20 protein-coding genes are annotated in these 18,959 nt (G+C 65.3%); 11 read left to right on the forward strand and 9 right to left on the reverse strand.

All coding sequences use genetic code 11. The features are described from left to right. Positions 1-82 precede the first annotated feature (82 nt). The 5 genes from ABCN56_RS06505 (at position 83) to ABCN56_RS06525 (ending at position 5,053) form a co-directional block, all read left to right on the forward strand. A complete protein-coding gene (locus ABCN56_RS06505) occupies positions 83-1,582 on the forward strand; it encodes a serine/threonine-protein kinase (RefSeq protein ID WP_343079945.1) in 1,500 nt (499 codons plus the stop codon). Between the two features lie 296 nt (positions 1,583-1,878). Continuing rightward, positions 1,879-2,832: an LOG family protein gene (locus ABCN56_RS06510; RefSeq protein WP_343079946.1), complete on the forward strand. Its 954-nt coding sequence runs from the start codon at positions 1,879-1,881 to the stop codon at positions 2,830-2,832. 37 nt (positions 2,833-2,869) lie between these two features. Then, entirely contained in the window at positions 2,870-4,261 is a 1,392-nt protein-coding gene (locus tag ABCN56_RS06515) for an MBL fold metallo-hydrolase RNA specificity domain-containing protein (RefSeq protein ID WP_343079947.1), read from the forward strand. Between the two features lie 118 nt (positions 4,262-4,379). Beyond that, entirely contained in the window at positions 4,380-4,664 is a 285-nt protein-coding gene (locus ABCN56_RS06520; RefSeq protein WP_343079948.1) for a hypothetical protein, read from the forward strand. A gap of 14 nt (positions 4,665-4,678) precedes the next feature. Continuing rightward, positions 4,679-5,053 carry a SpoIIAA family protein gene (locus tag ABCN56_RS06525; RefSeq protein ID WP_343079949.1) on the forward strand — a complete coding sequence of 125 codons (375 nt, stop codon included), beginning with the start codon at positions 4,679-4,681 and terminating at the stop codon, positions 5,051-5,053. Positions 5,054-5,060: 7 nt separating this feature from the next. On the opposite strand, the gene ABCN56_RS06530 is transcribed toward ABCN56_RS06525, so the two are convergent. From ABCN56_RS06530 to atpD, 8 genes are read right to left on the reverse strand one after another with little or no spacing between them, the layout of a single operon-like run. Continuing rightward, the gene (locus tag ABCN56_RS06530; RefSeq protein WP_343079950.1) at positions 5,061-5,888 is read right to left on the reverse strand and encodes a F0F1 ATP synthase subunit gamma; all 828 of its coding nucleotides are present in this window, start codon (positions 5,886-5,888) and stop codon (positions 5,061-5,063) included. Further along, complete coding sequence (locus ABCN56_RS06535) at positions 5,889-7,424, reverse strand: F0F1 ATP synthase subunit alpha (RefSeq protein ID WP_343079951.1); 1,536 nt, start codon at positions 7,422-7,424, stop codon at positions 5,889-5,891. 4 nt (positions 7,425-7,428) lie between these two features. Next, positions 7,429-8,172, reverse strand: coding sequence for a F0F1 ATP synthase subunit delta (locus ABCN56_RS06540; protein ID WP_343079952.1), 744 nt, complete (start codon positions 8,170-8,172; stop codon positions 7,429-7,431). Between the two features lie 2 nt (positions 8,173-8,174). Continuing rightward, on the reverse strand, positions 8,175-8,423 hold the full coding sequence (locus ABCN56_RS06545; RefSeq protein WP_343079953.1) for a F0F1 ATP synthase subunit C: 249 nt from the start codon (positions 8,421-8,423) through the stop codon (positions 8,175-8,177). A gap of 13 nt (positions 8,424-8,436) precedes the next feature. Beyond that, on the reverse strand, positions 8,437-9,105 hold the full coding sequence (gene atpB, locus ABCN56_RS06550; RefSeq protein WP_343079954.1) for a F0F1 ATP synthase subunit A: 669 nt from the start codon (positions 9,103-9,105) through the stop codon (positions 8,437-8,439). Between the two features lie 47 nt (positions 9,106-9,152). Further along, the gene (locus tag ABCN56_RS06555) at positions 9,153-9,443 is read right to left on the reverse strand and encodes an AtpZ/AtpI family protein (RefSeq protein WP_343079955.1); all 291 of its coding nucleotides are present in this window, start codon (positions 9,441-9,443) and stop codon (positions 9,153-9,155) included. A gap of 29 nt (positions 9,444-9,472) precedes the next feature. Then, a complete protein-coding gene (locus tag ABCN56_RS06560) occupies positions 9,473-9,901 on the reverse strand; it encodes a F0F1 ATP synthase subunit epsilon (protein ID WP_343079956.1) in 429 nt (142 codons plus the stop codon). A gap of 8 nt (positions 9,902-9,909) precedes the next feature. Further along, on the reverse strand, positions 9,910-11,358 hold the full coding sequence (gene atpD, locus ABCN56_RS06565; RefSeq protein WP_343079957.1) for a F0F1 ATP synthase subunit beta: 1,449 nt from the start codon (positions 11,356-11,358) through the stop codon (positions 9,910-9,912). 421 nt (positions 11,359-11,779) lie between these two features. Here atpD and ABCN56_RS06570 point away from each other — a divergent pair, with 421 nt between their 5' ends. From ABCN56_RS06570 to ABCN56_RS06580, 3 genes are read left to right on the forward strand one after another with little or no spacing between them, the layout of a single operon-like run. Further along, positions 11,780-12,733 (forward strand): HlyD family secretion protein, encoded by a 954-nt coding sequence (locus tag ABCN56_RS06570; RefSeq protein WP_343079958.1) that lies wholly within the window; start codon positions 11,780-11,782, stop codon positions 12,731-12,733. After that, positions 12,730-13,653, forward strand: coding sequence for an ABC transporter ATP-binding protein (locus ABCN56_RS06575; protein WP_343079959.1), 924 nt, complete (start codon positions 12,730-12,732; stop codon positions 13,651-13,653). Before ABCN56_RS06570 ends, ABCN56_RS06575 begins: the two co-directional genes overlap by 4 nt. Beyond that, positions 13,650-14,786, forward strand: coding sequence for an ABC transporter permease (locus ABCN56_RS06580; protein ID WP_343079960.1), 1,137 nt, complete (start codon positions 13,650-13,652; stop codon positions 14,784-14,786). Before ABCN56_RS06575 ends, ABCN56_RS06580 begins: the two co-directional genes overlap by 4 nt. Positions 14,787-14,798: 12 nt before the next feature. On the opposite strand, the gene glgP is transcribed toward ABCN56_RS06580, so the two are convergent. Beyond that, entirely contained in the window at positions 14,799-16,493 is a 1,695-nt protein-coding gene (glgP, locus tag ABCN56_RS06585; RefSeq protein ID WP_343079961.1) for an alpha-glucan family phosphorylase, read from the reverse strand. A 230-nt stretch (positions 16,494-16,723) separates the two neighbouring features. Between glgP and ABCN56_RS06590 the strand changes: the two genes are divergently transcribed. From ABCN56_RS06590 to ABCN56_RS06600, 3 genes are all read left to right on the forward strand, one after another. After that, a complete protein-coding gene (locus tag ABCN56_RS06590; protein WP_343079962.1) occupies positions 16,724-17,305 on the forward strand; it encodes an OsmC family protein in 582 nt (193 codons plus the stop codon). Between the two features lie 57 nt (positions 17,306-17,362). Then, a complete protein-coding gene (locus tag ABCN56_RS06595; protein ID WP_343079963.1) occupies positions 17,363-17,521 on the forward strand; it encodes a hypothetical protein in 159 nt (52 codons plus the stop codon). A gap of 183 nt (positions 17,522-17,704) precedes the next feature. After that, on the forward strand, positions 17,705-18,955 hold the full coding sequence (locus ABCN56_RS06600) for a flavin-containing monooxygenase (protein WP_343079964.1): 1,251 nt from the start codon (positions 17,705-17,707) through the stop codon (positions 18,953-18,955). Positions 18,956-18,959 lie beyond the last annotated feature (4 nt).

Here is an 18,959-nt window from a genome sequence, read left to right on the forward strand (position 1 = left end):
ACGCGAAACAAACAAATGTGATAGTGGAGTAGATCCCGCGCATTCGTTTCGCTGCGAGCAGCGAAGGATGACGGGGGATCGGATGTCTGTTGCACTCGCCACCGAAAGCGCGCCCGGCCTTTCGGACTACGTTGACGAGCTACTTCCGGGCACGAAGCTGTTCCACGGCCAGTATACGATCCAGAGCTTCCTCAACAGCGGCGGCTTCGGGATCATTTATCTTGCCACAGATAGCCTCGACCGGAAGGTCGTGGTGAAGGAATGCTTCGCGGACGCCCTGTGCCGACGCGCCAACAATGCCGTGGCGGTGCGGACCCGCGACCACAAGGAGGCGTTCCGGTCGCTCGTCCGCCTCTTCATCCGCGAGGCCAAGGCGCTTTCAAGGCTCGCACACCCGAACATCGTGGGCGTGCACCAGGTCTTCGAAGACAACGACACGGCCTACATGGCGATGGATTATGTCGAGGGACACGACCTCCTCGCGCTGATCGAAGACGAACGCGCGCCCCTCGCACCAGACGAAGTCATCACGCTTCTGAAGAAGCTCCTGCGGGCCGTGGCGTTCATCCACCGCAAGGGTGTGCTGCACCGCGATATCTCTCCCGAGAACATCCTGATCAGGCCCGATGGCGAACCCGTCCTGATCGATTTCGGCGCCGCCCGCGACCAGGTGTCCGCGACGGGACGCGCCGCCTCCGCCATGCGGGTGGTCAAGGACGGATATTCGCCGCAGGAATTCTACCTCGCCGGCGGGGCACAGATCGAATCCAGCGACCTCTATTCGCTCGCGGCGACCTTCCACCACCTGATCGCCGGCACGGCTCCGCCGGACAGCAAGCACCGTCTGGCGATGGTGGCCAAGGGCAGGCCCGACCCGTGTCCTCCTCTGTCGGGCCGCATCGTGGGCTATCCGGAAAGGTTCCTCACCGCGCTGGACAAGGCGTTGCGCGTGCTGCCCGAGGATCGCATTCCGACCGCCGATGTCTGGATCGACATGATCGAGGACGGCATCGCCCCGGCCCGGCATGAGCCTGCGGCCGCACCGCACGATGCCGCCCAACCCGGCGGCGGGTCGGACCCGAAGTCACCGTCAGAGATGCCGGCGACCGCCGCTCTGCCGAAGTCTTCCGACACGGTCGACCGCCTCATCAGCGAGGTCCTGAGGACGGCTGCGGAGCGCACCAACGCAGCTGAAGCAGAGGTGGTTGCGGCGAAGCCCGAGCCGCCCGTCGTCGCTCCCTCCGCGCAGCGCATCGTCCCGCCAGAAGTGGCGCAGGAGCCTACGGCCGAAACCGAAGTAGCCGTCGCCGAGCCGGCAAAGGCTCAAACGGCCCCGACGAGTTCCCGTCGCGGCTTGCCGATCAGCCCCCTCGCCATCATTGCCGCGTTTGCCGGACTGACTCTCCTGCTGATCGGCAGCGTGCTGATTCCGCAGCGCAGCTCCGGCGAGGATCTGAGCGGCGCGGTATGCGAGGAACGGGTCGTTGCGTCCTTGGCCGGGTCAACTTCGGCAGCGGCCGCACTCGAGACGATCCGCGGTGGCGGCACGTCCGTCCCGCTCCAGTCGCAGGCGAGACAATAGCCGGAAATCAGCATCCGAACGGCTTTCGGGACGGGCAAGTGCCAGGCCAAAGGGCGATGCCGGCCACGGCATCTCTTTGACCTCCCCGAGGTTCGTGCGCTCGGAATGAAGCGCGATCCCATTGCTGCCCGGCATCGCGACGGCACGCTTGACGCGGCCGCAGGCCGGCGTTCGGATTACCGTAGCGGACAAGGCGGCGCATCGTCTTGTCCGGCCACCGACGGCCGGACAACGAAGCCCAGACCGCAGCGGGCGGACAGCCCGGTCTCGCCGGAACATTACGGAGCAATCATTCCATGCCGAAAACCACGGAACCGCCCCCCGGAAAACCATCGCCCGCGCATCCGCTCCAACGGCGCTGCGGCCTGCCCTGGTGCGCGCCGAAACCCGGCCACGAGGATGCGGCCGCCCCCGGCCTCGTGGCGGCCATCATGCAAAGCCCGAACTACCGCCAGGCCGATCAGGACGTCGAGTTCCTCGAACGCGACGACACCCGCGGCATCCGTCTGCAGCTTGACTATCAGAAGGCGGAAACGCTTCTGGAAGAACATGGCATCGCCCATTCCATCGTGGTCTTCGGAAGCACTCGCGTAGGCGAGCCGAAAGCCGCGCGCCGGCGGGTTGAGGAATTGACCTCGGAACTGAAAGCCGACCCGACCAACCCGGAGCTTCGGCGGAACCTGTACGTCGCCGAGCGCATTCTGGCCAAGAGCCGCTTCTACGAAATCGCCGCCGAATTCGGGCGCATCGTCGGCAAGGCGGAAAACCGGATGGGCGACCGGCTGGCGATCGTCACCGGCGGCGGGCCAGGGATCATGGAGGCCGCGAACCGCGGGGCGCACGATGTTGGGGCAAGATCGGTCGGCCTCAATATCACACTGCCGCACGAACAATACCCCAACCCCTACATCACTCCCGAACTCTGCGTCAGGTTCCACTATTTCGGGCTGCGCAAGCTCCACTTCCTGCTCCGCGCGCGGGCGCTTGTCGTCTTTCCGGGAGGCTTCGGAACGCTCGACGAGTTGTTCGAGACGCTGACGCTGATCCAGACCCGAAAGATCACTCCCGTCCCGGTCATCCTCGTCGGACAGGATTACTGGATGAACGTGTTCAACCCCGATTTCCTCGTCGAAGAGGGCGTCATTGACCCCGAGGACCGGGATCTTTTCTGGTTCGCGGAGACGGCGCAGGAGATATGGGACGACATCGTCCGGTGGTACGAACTTGCCGGAAGGCCCCTTACCGAATAGCCTCGAGGCACAAAGCGTTGGAAATCAGGGGGCTGCCATGCATGTCTCATTTCATGGCGCTGCGGAGGGTGTTACCGGCTCCTGCCATCTGATCGAATGCTCCGGGCAACGGATCCTCGTCGATTGCGGCATGTTTCAAGGCGGGCGCGAGCTGCACGAGGAGAATGCCGAGCCGTTCGGCTTCGATCCCGCCGGCATCGACATCCTGCTGCTGACGCATGCGCATCTCGACCATTGCGGACGTATTCCCCTTCTCGTCAAACGCGGCTTCAAGGGCGAGATCATCACCACGGCGGCGACGCGAGAGCTGGCGCGGCTCGTTCTTCTGGATTCCGCGCACCTGCACGAGGAGGAAGCGCACCGCCGGCACCGGAAAGCCTCGCGGAACCACAAGGGCGAACAGCCTGCCGGCCCGCTCTACGACACGATGGACGCGCTGAACAGTTTCGACTGCTTCGGCCGGACGGCCGAATACGGCACGCCGATCACGCTTGGGGACGGCGTGAGGGCGACCTTCGTGGATGCCGGGCACATCCTGGGTTCGGCCAGCGTGCTTCTGGAATTGGAAGAGCACGGTTACCGCAAGCGCGTCCTGTTCTCTGGCGACATCGGCGGCCACGATCGGCCGCTTCTGAACGATCCGCAACCGCCGTCGAACGTCGACGTGGTCGTCATGGAGACGACTTACGGCGACAGGGATCATCGCTCCCTCGAGGACTCCGTGGATGAATTCTACGAGGCAATCCGGGATGCCGACGCGCGGGGTGGCAACGTGATCATTCCGACCTTTGCCCTCGAACGCGCGCAGGAGCTGCTTTTCTTCCTGCGTGAAGGCATGGAACGGGAGGAGATCCGGAAGAACCTCCGGGTCTTCCTCGACTCGCCCATGGCGATCTCGGCCACCGAGCTGTTCCGCCGTCACCCGGAAGCCTACAAGCCCGGTATCGCCGAGATGCTGAACCACGGCAAGGATCCATTCCGGCTGCCAGACCTGCATTTCACCCGGGACGCTTCGGAATCCATCGCGCTGAACCAGATCCGGTCCGGAGCCATCATCATGGCGGGGTCCGGCATGTGCACGGGCGGCCGTGTCCGACATCACCTGCGCCACAACCTCGCGCACAACGATTGCAGCGTGATCTTCGTGGGATACGCCGCGGAGGGAACGCTGGCCCGCATCATCATCGACGGCGCCAAGAGCGTGAAGCTTTTCGGCGACGAGATTCCCATCCGCGCGCGCATCCACACGATCAACGGTTTCTCCGCGCATGCGGACAAGACCGAGCTTCTCGAATGGTATCGCCGCACCGGACAGCCGGAAAGAACCTTCCTTGTCCACGGCGAACGCCGTGCAATGGACGTCTTCGTGGAAGAGCTTGGCGAGACGCAGGTCGAAGTGCCGGGGATGCATCAGCGGTTCCGGCTTTGACGCCTCGACGGCAGCTTCAGGACCCTCACGCAAGCGCGGGTTGACCGAAGTTAATGCCCGCTCCTTCCCCCGCGCTACGCAGTCTGTGCGAAGGCTCGGATGCTGGAGGGCTCGGCGCATGACGGCTCGCACATATGTCGACCACCTCAAGGAACAGCTCGAACGGGTCGACGGGGAAATCGAGATGGCGCGCCGTAACCTGGATGAAGCCGGCATGGCAGGCAAGGTGGAGGCGTTGAAGGCTCTCGTGGTGCTGAAGGACCGCCACGACGAACTGCGCGACCGGATCGAACACGCCTCGGAACGACATGCCGAGGAGTGGTCCGCCCTTCACGCGAGTTTCCAGGAAGAGGCGGACGCGCTGAAGGATGAACTCGAGCGGTGGATCACGAAGAACACGTAAGGGCGGGTGATGGCATGATAGAATTCATGGAAGGCAGCATGGGCAGGATCGTCGGCCTGAGGGCCACGGGTCGTCTGAAGGAAGCGGATTACCGTGATCTCCTGCCGAAACTCGAAGAGCTGTTCAGACAGCACGGCAAGCTCGACCTTCTCTTCTACATGGACGAGGGGTTCGAAGGCTGGGACATGCAGGCCGCCTGGGACGACGCCTCCTTCGGCTTTTCCCACGCCGGGGATTTCGAACGCCTCGCGGTCGTCGGTGCTCCTGCCTGGGTGAACTGGTGCATCCGGCTCAGCAGCTTCCTGTTCAAGTGCGAGGTTCGGATCTTTCCCGGCGAAGCCCTTGAAGAAGCCTGGGGCTGGGTCAAGGGCGCGAGCGTGGTGATCTAGACCGGCCTCAGTCCTCGATGACTGCGGCGACCCCCGTGACGACATCCAGAAGATCGGACGTGATCTCTTCCTGGCGTACGGCCCGTTCGTCCCGGCGCAGCTTGTCCAGCTTGTCCTCGATGTTCCGGCTCGCGGCCTCCATCGTGCGCAACCGCGCGGCGTTCTCGCTGGCGAGGCTTTCGACGAGGGCATCCGCGACCTCCGCGAAGAGGTATTCCGAGGCCAGCCCCTGCATGAGACGCGCGAGGGGCAGATGGTGCAGCGGAGCCGCGTCCTTAGCGGCGCTGCCGGTCAGGCTCCTTTTCAGAGGCAGGACGCGCTTGATCGTCACGTCGTATGCCGCCCCATGGCGGTAACGGGCGAACGCGATCCGCGCGCTGCTCGCCTCCGTCAGCCGGGCGCTGATCCTGCGGGCCAGGGGCGTGATGCCGGCGACATTGGACGTCATCGGGAAGCTTCGCTCGACGGCCAGACCGACCTCTCTGGCGCGTGCCTCACCCCGCCGGCCAACGACGATGAGAGCCTCCCCCTCCTCCATCTCCGACCGGACCCGGTCAATCAGTTGCTGGTTGAACCCGCCCACGAACCCGTGCTCGGAACCGACAGCGATCAGGACCCGGTCGTTTTCCGCCCCGCCGCTGACGGCCGCACCGTTCGCCATCGCAGCCAGGCTGCCGATCGCCCGTTCGATAATGCGGCAATAGCTGCGCGTGGCCTGGAACGCCGCCTGCGCCGCGCGCGCATGCGAAGCCGACATGGACCTCAGCGCCCCGACGAGATCGTCCAGCTCGCCAAGGCTTTCGATCCGCGCCTCGATCTTTGGCAGCTGCTCCACCTATCCGGTCGCCTCCTTCGCTTCGGCTTTCATGTCGGCCAGGCAGTCGTCGATCACCTCCACAAGCGCGGCGCGGTTATCATCGGACAGCTGTTTCGTGTTCTCGATATCCGCAACGGCGCGCGGGCGAGCATTCGGAAGGCGCTCGGCGAGCATGGACTTGAACTCGCCGACGCTCCCAATGGGAAGCTTGTCGAGCCGCCCCGTGGCGACCGCGAGAAGCAGTGCGACCTGCTGCGACAGCGGGACGGGTTCGTATTCCACCTGCCCGAGGATGGCGCGCAGGCGGCGGCCGTGCTCGATCTTCTGAGCCGTCCGTTCGTCCACCATCGTGCCGAAGCGGGTGAATATCTCCAGTTCCAGGAACTGCGCGTAGTCGAGCTTGAGCGACTCCGCGAGCGCCCTGATAGCCTTGGCCTGCGTCGCGCCGCCCACCCGCGACACGCTCATCCCGACGTTCACGGCTGGCTTTTGCCCTTCGTAGAAAAGCTTCGGCTCCAGATAGACCTGCCCGTCCGTGATGGAGATGAGGTTCGTGGGGATGTAGGCCGTCAGGTTCCCGGCCTGCGTCTCGGCGATTGGAATCGTCGTGAGAGAGCCGCCGCCAAGGTCATCCGACAGCTTCGCCGCCCGCTCCAGAAGCCGCGCGTGAAGGTAGAATACGTCGCCGGGATAGGCTTCCCGCCCGGGCGGCTTCCGAAGGAGGAGGGAAATCTGGCGGTAGACGATGGCGTGTTTCGTCATGTCGTCGAGGATCAGCAGCGCGTCCTGCCCGCGATCCCGGAAATATTCCGCCATCGTGCAGGCGGCGTAGGGCGTGATCCACTGGGCGCCGGGAACGGCGTCGGCGGAACCGACGACAAAGATGCAACGCTCCGGCGCGCCGTATTTGTTTACCGCCTCGATCACCCGCGCGACGGTCGAAGCCTTCTGCCCGATCGCCGCGTAGACACAGATGACGTCGGACCGGCGCTGGTTGATCATCGTGTCGATGGCGATCGTGGTCTTCCCGGTCTTGCGGTCGCCGATGATCAGCTCCCGCTGCCCCTTCCCCAAGGGGATCATCGCGTCGATCACCGTGAGCCCGGTCAGCATCGGATCGGTGACGAGTTCGCGGTCCACGATGCCGGGGGCCGGCCGTTCGATGGGGTCGAAGCGCTCCGCCTCGATCGGCGGCCCCTCGTCCAGCGGTTCGCCCGTCGGAGAGATGACGCGCCCGAGCAGCGCCTCTCCAACTGGCACGCGGATGATCTCGCCGGTTCCGAAGACCTTGCCACCGGCCGAGATACCCTCGCCCGCGGCTAGAAGTACGCAACCGATGGACTGTTCCCCGACCTTCATGGTGAGCCCGACGGTTCCGTCCTCGAACCGGAGAAGCTCGTCGAGCTTCGTGTGGGGAAGGCCCGAAACCGTCGCGACGCCGTCCCCGATTTCCTCGACGCGCCCGATCCGCTCCAGCCTGGGTCCTGCGGATAAGCGGCTCAGCCTGTCGCGCGCTTCGGAAATCCAGGCTCGGGCTTCATCCTCCAGCGCCATCCGCCTATCCCCTCACCCGTTCCGCTGCTGCCCTGAGCGCCTCGGCGATGGAAAAGCTGAGAACTCCATGCGCGAAATGAAGCTCCACGCCTCCGATTATCTCCGGCTTCACCTCGAATTCGATTCGCGCACCCTGCCCGATCCATTCCCGAAGGCGCGATCGCCACCTGGACTGCTCATCATCCGGGATCGGGGCGGCGGAGGTGACGACAACCGACGCCCCGGCGCGGGCGGCGTCTTCCTTCAGTTCCGTCAGATCCTTTTCGGGCAATGCAGAGAGGTGCCTTGCCACCCGCTCGAGCATCGCTTCACCCGCACCCGCCATTCCCGCCCCGGCGAGGGCCTTGGCGGCGAGGTCGGCGGCAAGCGACGTGATCTCTTCCCTGAGCGCGTCCAGCGCTTCTTCCCGTTCCCGTTCTATCCTCTCTTTCGCATCGGCGAGCAGGTGGTCGGCCTGCTTCTTCGCCTCGCCGATCGCCGCCTGCCGTTCCTTCTCCATCTCGGTGTGAAGCTCGGCCTCGCGCTCACGCTGCGCCGCAGCCAGGTTGGAACGTTCCTCTTCGTAGTTTCGGCGGGCCTCCTCGGCTTCCTCGGTTTTCTTCCGAGCCCCCGAAAGGGCCTCCTCGGCAATGGCCTGCCGCTTCGCGATGACATCCTTGACCGGCCGGTAGAGGAACCGGGTCAGAAGCCAGACGACGACGATGAAGTTGATCGTCTGGATCGCCAGTGTCCACCAGTCGATCTGCATCGTCAGCCGACGAACGGATTGGCGTAGAGGAGCAGGAGCGCGATGACGAGGCAGTAGATCGCCATGGTCTCGATCATCGCGAGGCCCACGAAGAGCGTCCGCGAAAGCGTGCCCGCCGCTTCCGGCTGCCGGGCGATGGCCTCCATCGCGGCTGCCAGGGCGCGCCCCTCGCTGAGCGCGGGGAAGATCGCCCCGAAGGACACTGCCACCACCGCGCCGATGATGCTCAGGAGTTCTGCGGCATTTTCCATGAAGTCTCCTCTGTCAAGCTTCCACGGCCCCGACGGCGGCGGCCACATAGACCGTCGCGAGGATCGTGAAGATGTAGGCCTGGATGATCCCGATAAGGATGCCGAGCAGCATGAATGGGACGGGAAGGAACAATCCGGCCAGGAACACGACGATTGCGATGACGAACTCGTGGCTCATCATGTTCCCGAACAGCCGGATCATGAGCGAGAAGGTGCGGGTCAGTTCGGACAGCACGTTCAGCGGAAGGAGGAACGGGTTGGGCTGGAGGTAGTGGCGCAGATACCGGCCAAGCCCGCGCGACCTGACGCCATAGAAATGAACCGACAAGAAGACGATCGCGGCCAGCGCGGCGGGCGTTTCGATGTGGCCCGTTGGCGGCGCGGCGCCGGGAAAGACCGCCGCGAGGTTCGCAAGAACGAGGAATATGAAAAGCGAGCCCAGAAGCGGCAGGAACGGCCCGGGATCACGCGCCAGGACGTCCTTCAGCTGTCTCTCGATCGTGTCGACGATGACCTCCAGGAATGCCTGCAGGGGACCTGCCTCGACCTTGGGCCTGCGCAGGGCGATCAGGAGGAAGGCGGCAAGGGCCAGCATGATCGCCCATGTCGTGACGACGGCCCGGCTGATCTGGACCGGGCCGAGTTGCAGGACGATATCGGGAACGAGCGGGTTGCCTTCCATCCCTCAGCGCCCTCCGGCCGGGCGAGACCTGAATGGCTCGGTCCGTTTCACTCTTCGTTCATCCTCTTCCAGGCCAGGTAGAAGCCCAGGCTGACACCGAGAAACGTGAGCGACCCGCTGAAGAAGACGCCGGTGTCGAACCGGCCATCGATCCATCTTCCTATCATCACGCCGAGGAGCGTCGGCGTCACGATGAGCCAACCGAGCGCGCCGACCATCGACAGGTTTCTCCAGACCGGCCTTTCGCCCTCCTTTTCCCACTGCTCGCGGCGCGACTGGCGGAGGCGTATGGCCTCCTTCATCTTCTCGCGGCCTTCGTGGTTCGAGTTTTCCGTCATGATCCGGTCCGGTCCTGAGCCAATTCATCTTAGTCCTCGGGTGACTGCGGCGAAAGCGCTCCGGGCTGCGAATTCCGCCCTCCCTGGAGCACCCGTTGGATTTGCCGGATCGTCGCCAGATGCAGACGCGTCGCGGTCGTGCGCGAAACCTCCTCGGTCTCGTCAGAGCGCTGCAATTCCTCCAGCATCGTCGTGTCGAGGTTGGCGAGGTCGTCCTCGCAGAAGGCTCCTCGTGCGGCGATCTCGACACGCTCGCCCGCGTTGACCGTCAGAACGCCGCCATGCACCACGACGAAACGTTCCGCGCCGTCCGTTCTTCGCCATGAGACGACGGAAGCCGGCAGGATGGTCAGGAAATCGGCGTGCCCCGGAAGAATTCCGAAGGCGCCGGTCTCGTCTTCGGCCCGGATGTGGCTGACGTCGGACGCGTCCGCGATGACCTCAGTCGGTGTTGTCACGACCAGCCTCATCCGTCCTCGCTCACGCCGGCTTCCTTGGCACGCGCATCGTCGAGCGTCCCGACCATGTAGAGCGAGCTTTCCTGCCAGTCGTCTGTTTCTCCGTCGAGGATAGCACGGCACCCGGCCAGAGTATCCTTGAGCGACACGGAGGCCCCCTTCCGCCCCGTGAACTGCGACGTGACCGCGAACGGCTGGGTGAGAAAACGTATCAGCCTGCGCGCGCGCCCAACAGCCTGCCTGTCCGCCGCGCTGAGTTCCTCGATCCCGAGGAGCGAGATGATCTCTTGAAGTTCGCGGTACTGCTCGATCAGGCGCCGCACCTCCTCCGCCGTCTCGTAATGCTCCTGGCCGATGATCGCCGGATCCTGAAGCGTCGAGCTTGACGCAAGCGGGTCCACGGCTGGGTAAAGGCCCTGGCTCGCCATCTCGCGGCTGAGGACGATTGAGGAATCGAGATGCGTGAAGGTTTCGGCCACCGCCGGGTCCGTGAAGTCATCGGCAGGAACGTAGACCGCCTGGATCGATGTGACCGCTGCCCCCTTGACCGAGGCGATGCGCTCTTCGAGTTCCGCGATCTCGGTCGCCAGCGTGGGCTGGTAGCCGACGCGCGAGGGAAGGCGCCCCAAGAGGCCCGACACTTCGCTACCCGCCTGCACGAACCGGAACACGTTGTCGATCAGCAGCAAGACATCCTGGTGGGCCGCATCCCGGAAGAACTCCGCCACGGTCAGCGCGGTGAGGCCCACGCGCCAGCGTGCCCCGGGCGGTTCGTTCATCTGGCCGAAGACCAGAACAGCGCGGTCGAGGACGCCCGACCGCTTGAGTTCCAGCCAGAGTTCGTGACCTTCCCGCGACCGCTCCCCCACGCCGGCAAAGACCGAAGTGCCCTTGTAGCGGTCCGACATCGTGCGGATCAGTTCCATGATCAGAACGGTCTTCCCCACGCCGGCGCCGCCGAACATCGCTGCCTTGCCCCCGTGCGCCAGCGGAGCGAGCAGGTCTATGATCTTGATGCCGCTCAGAAAAAGCTCGCTCGACGTGCTCTGCTCCGACAGGCTCGGCGGCTTGCGATGTATTCCGCGCCGGGGAACCTCGTCGTCCAGTGGCGCCCCGTGATCGATGGGCTCTCCAACGACGTTGATGAGCCTTCCAAGCACCTTTTCGCCCACCGGTACGGCGATCGGCGCTCCCGTGTCCCGGACAGGCGTTCCGCAGGCCAGCCCGGCCGTTTCCTGGATCGCCACGCAGCGCGCGGTCCGGGGGTCGGAGTGATGCTGGACCTCGAGTGTCAGGCGATGCGGCCCATCCCAGAGGACCTCCAGCGCCGTGTTGATCTCGGGCAGCTCACCCGCGGGGAACCGGACGTCGACAACCGAACCCGTCGCGAAGGAAACGACGCCTCGCGCGGCGGGATGGGTTTCGGCCCGTTCTGACATCTCGGTGGCGCCTGTCATCCGGCTACCGTCCGATCCGGCCGCCTAGGCGCAGCCCCTGCGCGGTCGGAGGCGCCGTGAGAAGGTTCAGGTGCGGGTTCGAACATAATGCGGCATCCCAGGAATGCTCCCTCGCGTCGCGGCGCCGGCCCAGCAGCGGGGGATGGCCGCCTTGACACCGGGTGACCAAAGGGGCTCTGCAATTGGCCCAAACTTCACAAGTCCCGCATGGAAGGGCATTGATCCACGTCAAGCGCCGACCGTCCTTGGGGCTTTGGGCTGCCTGGCGGCAACAGAAGCCGGCATGGCATAAGCCGGGGCTGGCATCGGTGGGCAATCTCGGTGATCCTCTGGAAAAACTGGGAATGCCGGACCGAGCTTCCGGACTTCGCCCCCCGGCGATCCGGAACGTGTCCGGCCCTGACCGTTGGAAGTCGAAACGATGTCAGATCTTGTCTGTTCGATCACCGTCCTTGCCAGCTTCTTCGCGGCCTGCGCGTCGCCGCCCCCGCTCGCGACCGGCTATGTCGAGGGCGAATTCGTACTGATCGCGCCGGTCGCCACCGCGCGGATCGAGGAGATGGCCGTTCGGCGCGGCGATCGCGTGGCGCAGGGGCAGACGCTCGCCCGGATGGAGACGCGCGACGCCGAGATCGCGGTGGCAGAGGCTGTCGCGGCTCTCGCCCAGGCCGAGAGCCAGCTTTCAAACCTCAAGGAAGGCATGCGGGAAGCGGAGATCAGGGTTATCGAAGCCTCGCTCGCCTCGGCCCAGGCGCAGGAACGCGAAGCCGAGAGGGAAGCGAACCGGCAGATCGACCTGTTCGACCGCGGAATCACGCCGCAGTCTCAGGTGGACGACGCGCTGACGCGGCTCGACGTGGCGCGAGCCCAGGTGGCGGAGATCCAGGCCAATCTGTCGGTCGCCCGGCTTCCGGCGCGGCAGCACCAGATCGAAGCGGCCGGGGCCGCGGTCTCGCAAGCCAGTGCCCGGCGCGATTCCGCCTCCTGGCAACTGGAACAGCGCACCCTCACGGCACCGGCCGAGGGCGCCGTGTTCGAAATCCTGCGCCGACCGGGCGAAATGGCCGGCCCGCAGGCGCCGGTCCTTTCGGTCCTGCCGGACGGAGCCGTACTCCTGAGGCTTTACGTGCCCGAGGCCTCGATCGCCGATATCGCGCCCGGCACCCGACTTGCCGTCGATTGCGACGGCTGCGCGCCGGACGAATCCGCCACCGTCACCTATGTTTCGGACGCGCCCGAGTTCACGCCGCCGGTCATCTACTCGCTCGAGAACCGGCAGAAGCTCGTCTACCTGGTCGAGGCGCGCCCATCGGATGACTCGTTCGCGCTGAAACCCGGCCAGATCGTCGACGTAAGGCTGGACGAGACGAAATGACCGACGCGGCCATCGACGTCAAAGGCCTCGTGAAACGGTTCGGCGGGAAGGCGGTCGTCGACAAGGTCTCCATGACCGTCCAGAGAGGCGAAATCTCGGGCTTCCTCGGACCAAACGGATCGGGAAAGACGACGATGATCCGCGTCATGTGCGGGCTCCTGACGCCCGACGAGGGCAGCGGCACCGTGCTCGGGTATGACCTGCTGACCGAGGCCGACCGGATCAAGCGAGAGATCGGCTACATGACGCAGAGCTTCTCGCTCTACCAGGATCTCACGATCGAGGAGAACCTGCGCTTTGTCGCTGGCCTGTACGGGCTCGACCCCGCTGGCACCGACGTCCGCGACACGCTGGAGACGCTCGGACTCACGGCCCGCCGTCACCAGCTGGCCGGGACGCTGTCCGGCGGATGGAAGCAGCGCCTCGCCCTTGCCTCCTGCGTCATGCACCGGCCGAAGCTGCTGCTGCTGGACGAACCGACGGCGGGTGTGGACCCGAAGGCGCGGCGCGAATTCTGGGAAGAAATCCACGAGCTTGCCGCCGGCGGGATGACGGTTCTCGTCACCACGCATTACATGGACGAGGCGGAACGCTGCCACCAGATCAACTACATCTCCTTCGGAACACTCATCGTCAGCGGCACCGTCGACGACGTGATCGCCCGCGCCGGGCTTCATACGTTTCTTCTTGAGGGAGGCGGGATCGACGAGGCGGAGCGGCTGCTACTGCACCAACCCGGCGTGGACCAGGTCGCCCCGTTCGGCGCGAAGCTTCACGTCGTGGGCCGGGACAGGACCCTCTTGCGGCAGTCCGTCGACAAGGTCGCCGCAGAAACCGGTGTTCGCGTGTCACCGGCGGACACGAGCCTTGAAGACGCGTTCATCCGCTTCATCGGAGAGAAGAAGGGGACCACCCAATGATCCGGCGCTTCTCGCCACGCAGGCTTCGCGCGCTTCTCGTCAAGGAAGCGATCCAGATGCGGCGTGACCGTATCACCTTTGCGATGATGCTGGGCGTGCCCTTGATCCTCTTGGTTCTCTTCGGCTTCGCGATCAACACGGACCCGAAGCGCCTGCCTGCCGCCCTCGTGTCCGCAACGCAGGACCGCTATACACGCGCGATCGTCACCGCGCTCGAACTGACAGGATATTACCGGTTCGAACATGCCGGTGTCAGCGCGACCGAAGCGGAAGCCTTGCTGGAACGCGGGGCGGTCTCCTTCATCGTCACGGTTCCTTCGGACTTCGGCCGGCGCGTCGAGCGCGGAGACGATCCGCAGATCCTGATCGAGGCGGACGCGACCGATCCGGCCGTCGCATCGGGGGCCATTTCCACCCTCGGCCAGGTCGCGGCGGAGGCTCTTCTCCACGAGCGTCACGCCGAGGCGCAGGCGGCCGAAGCCGCCCGCAGTCAGCTGCGCGTGGTCGTCCACCGCCGGTACAATCCGGAAGGCATCACGCAATACAACATCGTGCCGGGGCTTCTTGGCGTGATCCTGCAAATGACGATGGTGATGATGACCTCCATCGCACTGACCCGGGAGATCGAGCGCGGGACGATGGAGAACCTTCTTGCCATGCCGGCGACGGCATTCGAGATCATGCTCGGCAAGGTCCTGCCCTATTTCGGGGTCGGTGCGGTCCAGGTCCTCGTGATCCTCGTCGCGGCGAAAAGCCTCTTCGGCGTGCCTTTCGTGGGAGGACTCTGGCTTCTGCTCCTTGGCGTCCTCATCTTCGTGCTGTCGATGGTCATCCTCGGCTACACGATCTCCACCTTCGCCCGGACGCAGATGCAGGCGATGCAGCTCACGTTCTTCTTCTTCCTTCCCTCGATCCTGCTTTCAGGCTTCATGTTCCCGTTTCGTGGGATGCCGGGCTGGGCGCAGATCCTCGGCGAGCTCTTTCCGCTGACGCATTTCCTGCGGCTCGTCCGCGCGGTGATGCTGAAAGGGGCCGACATTCAGAACGTCAGCGGCCCGGTCTTCGCCCTTCTCGGTTTCGTCGCCGCCTTCTCGCTCATCGCGCTGGCCCGCTTCCGCCGCACGCTCGATTGACGGGAAAGCGCCCTACTTGAGATAGGCCTCGGACGCGTAGCGCCGCATCATGCGCTGGCTGTTGAAGCGGCAGCCGATCTTGCCCATCGCCTCCTTCATCATGCGGATCCAGCCCCGACGGTCGTCGTAATAGAGCGGCAGAACCGTGCCTTCGAGCTTGTCGTAGAGCATCCGGGCGTGCCGCTTCGGGTCGCTGCCATCCGCCCCGATCGACCAGCCCGTATCGCCCTCGATCCAGCCTTCCAGCCACCACCCGTCCAGCACGCTGAGATTGAGCCCCCCGTTCACCGCGGCCTTCATTCCGCTGGTCCCGGAAGCCTCGTACGGGGGCAGCGGTGTGTTGAGCCAGATGTCGGCCCCGGAAACGAGGACCTTCGCGAGCGACATCCCGTAATCGGGCAGAAACGCCATCGGGATGTCGTCCGAAAGCTTCCGCGCATGTTCGTGCAGTTCCCTTATGATCGCCTGACCCGTCGCGTCGTTCGGATGCGCCTTCCCGGCCATCACGACCTGGAATGGCCGATCCTTGGCGATCCGGCGCAGGCGGTCCGTATCCTCGAACAGGAGGTCGGGCCGCTTGTAGCCCGTCATCCGGCGGGCAAACGCGATGAGAGGGATGTCGGGCGAAAGCTCCTGCCCGGTCAGCCTTTTCACCTCCGCGATCAGTTCTTCCTTGGCGCCCTGGTGCGCAGACCAGATCGCCTCGTTTTCGATGAGGTCGGCATTGACCAGTTCTTCCGGCTCGTGGCGCCAGCTTGGTGCGACCTTATCATAGAGCTTCGCCACGGCCGGATGCGCCCAGGTTGCGACATGTATTCCGTTCGTGATCTCCCGTATCCGGAAGACCGGGAACATCTTCCGGGTGATGTCCGCGTGGCGTTCGGCCACGCCGTTGATGAAGCCGCTGAGATTCAGGGCGAGCCGCGTCATGTTGAGGTGGTTCTCGCCGCCGAGGAGCCTCAGTTGATCGACCGGAAGGATCTTCCCGACGAACCGCTCCACGGAACCGTAGTCGAACTTGTCGTGCCCTGCCTCGACCGGCGTATGGGTCGTGAAAACGCACCGCTCGCGGACCCGGTCGGCGTCGAACTTCAGGCCATCGGCAGTCTTGTTCCCGAATTGATGCGGGTAGCGGCAGAGCAGCGACGCGGCCAGAAGCGCCGAGTGCCCCTCGTTCATGTGAAAGGTTTCGATTGCGAAGCCCAGCGCGTTCAGGATCCGCACACCGCCTATGCCGAGGACGATTTCCTGCTTCAGCCGGTACTCGTCACCGTCGCCATAGAGGCTGTCGGTGATGCCCCGGTCCTCCGGGTCGTTCTGGTCGAGCCGGGTGTCGAGCATGAGGACCGGAACCACGCCCCCCGCCGGACTGCGCAGAAGGTAGAGCCAGGGCCCCACCCAGACCGCGCGGTCCCCGATTTCGAGGGCAATCATCGCGTCCAGGGGCCGCGCCCAATCCTCCGGCGTCCAGGGATCCGGCTTCACGACCTGCGAGCCGGCGCCGTTGATTTCCTGTCGCAGGTATCCTTCGCGGTTGATGAGCGTCACGAACACGACCGGCAGCGACAGGTCCGCGCAGGACCGCGCCGTATCCCCCGCAAGCACGCCAAGCCCGCCGGCATAGGTGTGCATCTCGGGGCGGAGCGCGATCTCCATCGTGAAATAGGCGATGCGCGTCCGCGGAAGAAGGTCTGCAAACTCGGACACGTCCGGGCCTCGGGTCTTGTGCGTCTGGCGGGACGATTACAGACCGCGCGGACGCCCCATGCAATGGCATTGTCCCCGCCCGCGCTGAAATCATTGAAACGCCGCGCCCCGGCCCCTGGCATCCGACTGAAACACCTGCCTCCTAGAACCGCCCTGTCTCGGGCGACGGCCGAAAGGAAAAGCCGCCGTCCCGAAGAGACGACGACAGAAGCACAGAGGAGACGATACAAATGACCACCGAAACCAAGGACAAGAACGCCAAAGTCGCCGTGAACGGCGTCGACGTTCCCACGCTCGTCGCGACGCTGGGCGTCGTGGACGGGAACCGCGACCTCGCGAAGTTCACCTTCAAGGCCAAGGGCAGCTGGGTCGCCGGAACCCACAGCAAGACGGAGTTCACGACCTTCTACGGAGCGGGCGGCGAACAGGCCCATGACGTCACCCAGGTCGTGAACGCGGACCACCCGAAGGTGCTGGTCGGCGGCGACAACGGCCCGACCCCGGTCGAACTGGTGCTGGCCGCCCTGTCCTCCTGCATCACGGCGGGGATCGGGAACATCGCCTCGATCCGCCAGGTGAAGCTTCACTCGGTCGAAACCGTGATCGAGGGCGATATCGACCTCGTCGGCATCTTCGGCATGGACAAGACGGTGCGCAACGGCTTCGGCGGCATCCGCGCCACCTTCAAGATCAAGGGGGACGCGCCCGACGAGGAACTCGAGAAGATCGTCCAGCAGTCGGTTGCGCGCTCGGCGGTGTTCGACATCCTGACGAATGGCGTTCCCGTCACCGTCGCGGCCATCGCCAACTGAGACACCGGCCGGGCGGCCCGCCGCCCGGCCGAATCCGATCCGAAAGGAGGAACGGCAGTGAACACCCAAACCTCACATTCAAAGGGCACGCTCTATCACCACACGGGGATTGGCAGACGCGGCAACCGCTCCTTCCGGAGCGCGGTCACACGAAGCTGGGCCAGCCCCGTGACACTCGCCGAGGCCGAGGCGACCCTGTCCAGCCCCGGAGCCTGACGGCCAGCCCAATCCCCCTGGAAGCGCCCGCCTCGTCGCGGGCGCTTCTTCGTGTTCGGGGGCGCGACCTTTCTGGCCGTCAGCCCTGGGACACAAATGAAACACGACGGCCCATTCTCCGGCGTCAGCCTGAAACACCGCGTCCGTAAACCTCCCCGCAGAACAGAACTGCGGAGCGACAAGATGACCATGCGGACTGACGTAGCGATTATCGGAGGGGGGCAGGCCGGTCTCGCGATGAGCCGGTGCCTCACCGACCGGGGCATAGACCACGTTATCCTCGAACGGGGCCGCGTGGGCGAGCGCTGGATTTCGGAGCGCTGGCCCTCCCTCCGCCTTCTCACGCCGAACTGGATGACGCGGCTTCCCGGCCATGCCTACGCGGGCAGCGACCCCGACGGCTTCATGGCTTCGGCGGAATTCGTCGATGTCCTGTCCGGCTACGCACAAAGCTTCGACGCACCGGTCGTCGAAGGCGCGGAGGTGTACAGCCTGTCCCGGATCGGCAGCCGCTTCCTGATCTCCACCAGCAAGGGCACCTGGGCCGCGCGCGCCGCCGTGATCGCGACTGGTGCCTGCGACCGCCCGAACGTGCCCGACTGGGCCGGGGAACTGCCCGACGGCGTGCTTCAGATCACGCCCGACCGTTATCGCGGCGCGGATGACCTTCCCTCGGGCGGCGTTCTCGTCGTGGGGTCCTCCGCGACCGGCATCCAGTTCGCCGAAGAGATCAGCACCTCGGGGCGCTCGGTCGTTTTGGCCGCGGGCAGACATGTCCGCGCGCCGCGCCGGTATCGCGGGCGTGACATCTTTCACTGGCTCGATGCCAGCGGCTTCCTGACGGACCGGCGCCCGCCGGACGCCGATCCGCGGCATCTGCAGTCTCAGCCGTCACTCCAGCTGATCGGAACCGAGGACGGCCATGACATCGACCTCCACCGCCTCGCGGCACGCGGGGTGCGGGTTGTTGGCCGGGCGCTCGGCGCCACCGGGCGTCTCGTGCATCTCTCCGACGAACTGGCCGAGGAATGCGCCGCCGCCGAGGCACGCCGGCAGAAGCTTCTGACCCGGATCGACGCGCATATCCGCACCTCGGGGCGCCCGGTGGCCGAGGAACCTTCCGCCTGGACCGCGCCGCCACCGTTCGCCGGAACTCCGACGACGCTCGACCTGCGGGCGAACGGCATCGAGACCATCGTCTGGGCCACGGGTTACCGGAGACGCTACCCCTGGCTCAACCTGCCAGTTTTCCGGGACGACGGAGAAATCCGTAACCACGGCGGCGTGACGCCGGTGGAGGGCCTCTACGTGCTTGGCCTTCCCTTCATGCGCCATCGCAGCTCGGCCTTCATCGACGGGGTCGGCCAGGACGCCGCAGCCCTGTCCCGCGACATCCTCCGTCAATTGTCCACCCCAACAGCAATAGCCGCATGAAAGG

This window comes from Ostreiculturibacter nitratireducens (genome assembly GCF_032670585.1).
Taxonomy (GTDB): Bacteria; Pseudomonadota; Alphaproteobacteria; order Rhodobacterales; family Rhodobacteraceae; genus Ostreiculturibacter; species Ostreiculturibacter nitratireducens.

Coding starts and splice junctions, on each gene's coding strand:
- ABCN56_RS06525 (WP_343079949.1), top strand. CDS start 4,679: ATGATAGAATTCATGGAAGGCAGCATGGGCAGGATCGTCGGCCTGAGG.
- atpD (WP_343079957.1), bottom strand. CDS start 11,358: ATGACAGGCGCCACCGAGATGTCAGAACGGGCCGAAACCCATCCCGCC.
- ABCN56_RS06590 (WP_343079962.1), top strand. CDS start 16,724: ATGACCACCGAAACCAAGGACAAGAACGCCAAAGTCGCCGTGAACGGC.
- ABCN56_RS06545 (WP_343079953.1), bottom strand. CDS start 8,423: ATGGAAAATGCCGCAGAACTCCTGAGCATCATCGGCGCGGTGGTGGCA.
- ABCN56_RS06520 (WP_343079948.1), top strand. CDS start 4,380: ATGACGGCTCGCACATATGTCGACCACCTCAAGGAACAGCTCGAACGG.
- ABCN56_RS06540 (WP_343079952.1), bottom strand. CDS start 8,172: ATGCAGATCGACTGGTGGACACTGGCGATCCAGACGATCAACTTCATC.
- atpB (WP_343079954.1), bottom strand. CDS start 9,105: ATGGAAGGCAACCCGCTCGTTCCCGATATCGTCCTGCAACTCGGCCCG.
- ABCN56_RS06535 (WP_343079951.1), bottom strand. CDS start 7,424: ATGGCGCTGGAGGATGAAGCCCGAGCCTGGATTTCCGAAGCGCGCGAC.
- ABCN56_RS06555 (WP_343079955.1), bottom strand. CDS start 9,443: ATGACGGAAAACTCGAACCACGAAGGCCGCGAGAAGATGAAGGAGGCC.
- ABCN56_RS06510 (WP_343079946.1), top strand. CDS start 1,879: ATGCCGAAAACCACGGAACCGCCCCCCGGAAAACCATCGCCCGCGCAT.
- ABCN56_RS06575 (WP_343079959.1), top strand. CDS start 12,730: ATGACCGACGCGGCCATCGACGTCAAAGGCCTCGTGAAACGGTTCGGC.
- ABCN56_RS06570 (WP_343079958.1), top strand. CDS start 11,780: ATGTCAGATCTTGTCTGTTCGATCACCGTCCTTGCCAGCTTCTTCGCG.
- ABCN56_RS06515 (WP_343079947.1), top strand. CDS start 2,870: ATGCATGTCTCATTTCATGGCGCTGCGGAGGGTGTTACCGGCTCCTGC.
- ABCN56_RS06505 (WP_343079945.1), top strand. CDS start 83: ATGTCTGTTGCACTCGCCACCGAAAGCGCGCCCGGCCTTTCGGACTAC.
- ABCN56_RS06600 (WP_343079964.1), top strand. CDS start 17,705: ATGACCATGCGGACTGACGTAGCGATTATCGGAGGGGGGCAGGCCGGT.
- ABCN56_RS06580 (WP_343079960.1), top strand. CDS start 13,650: ATGATCCGGCGCTTCTCGCCACGCAGGCTTCGCGCGCTTCTCGTCAAG.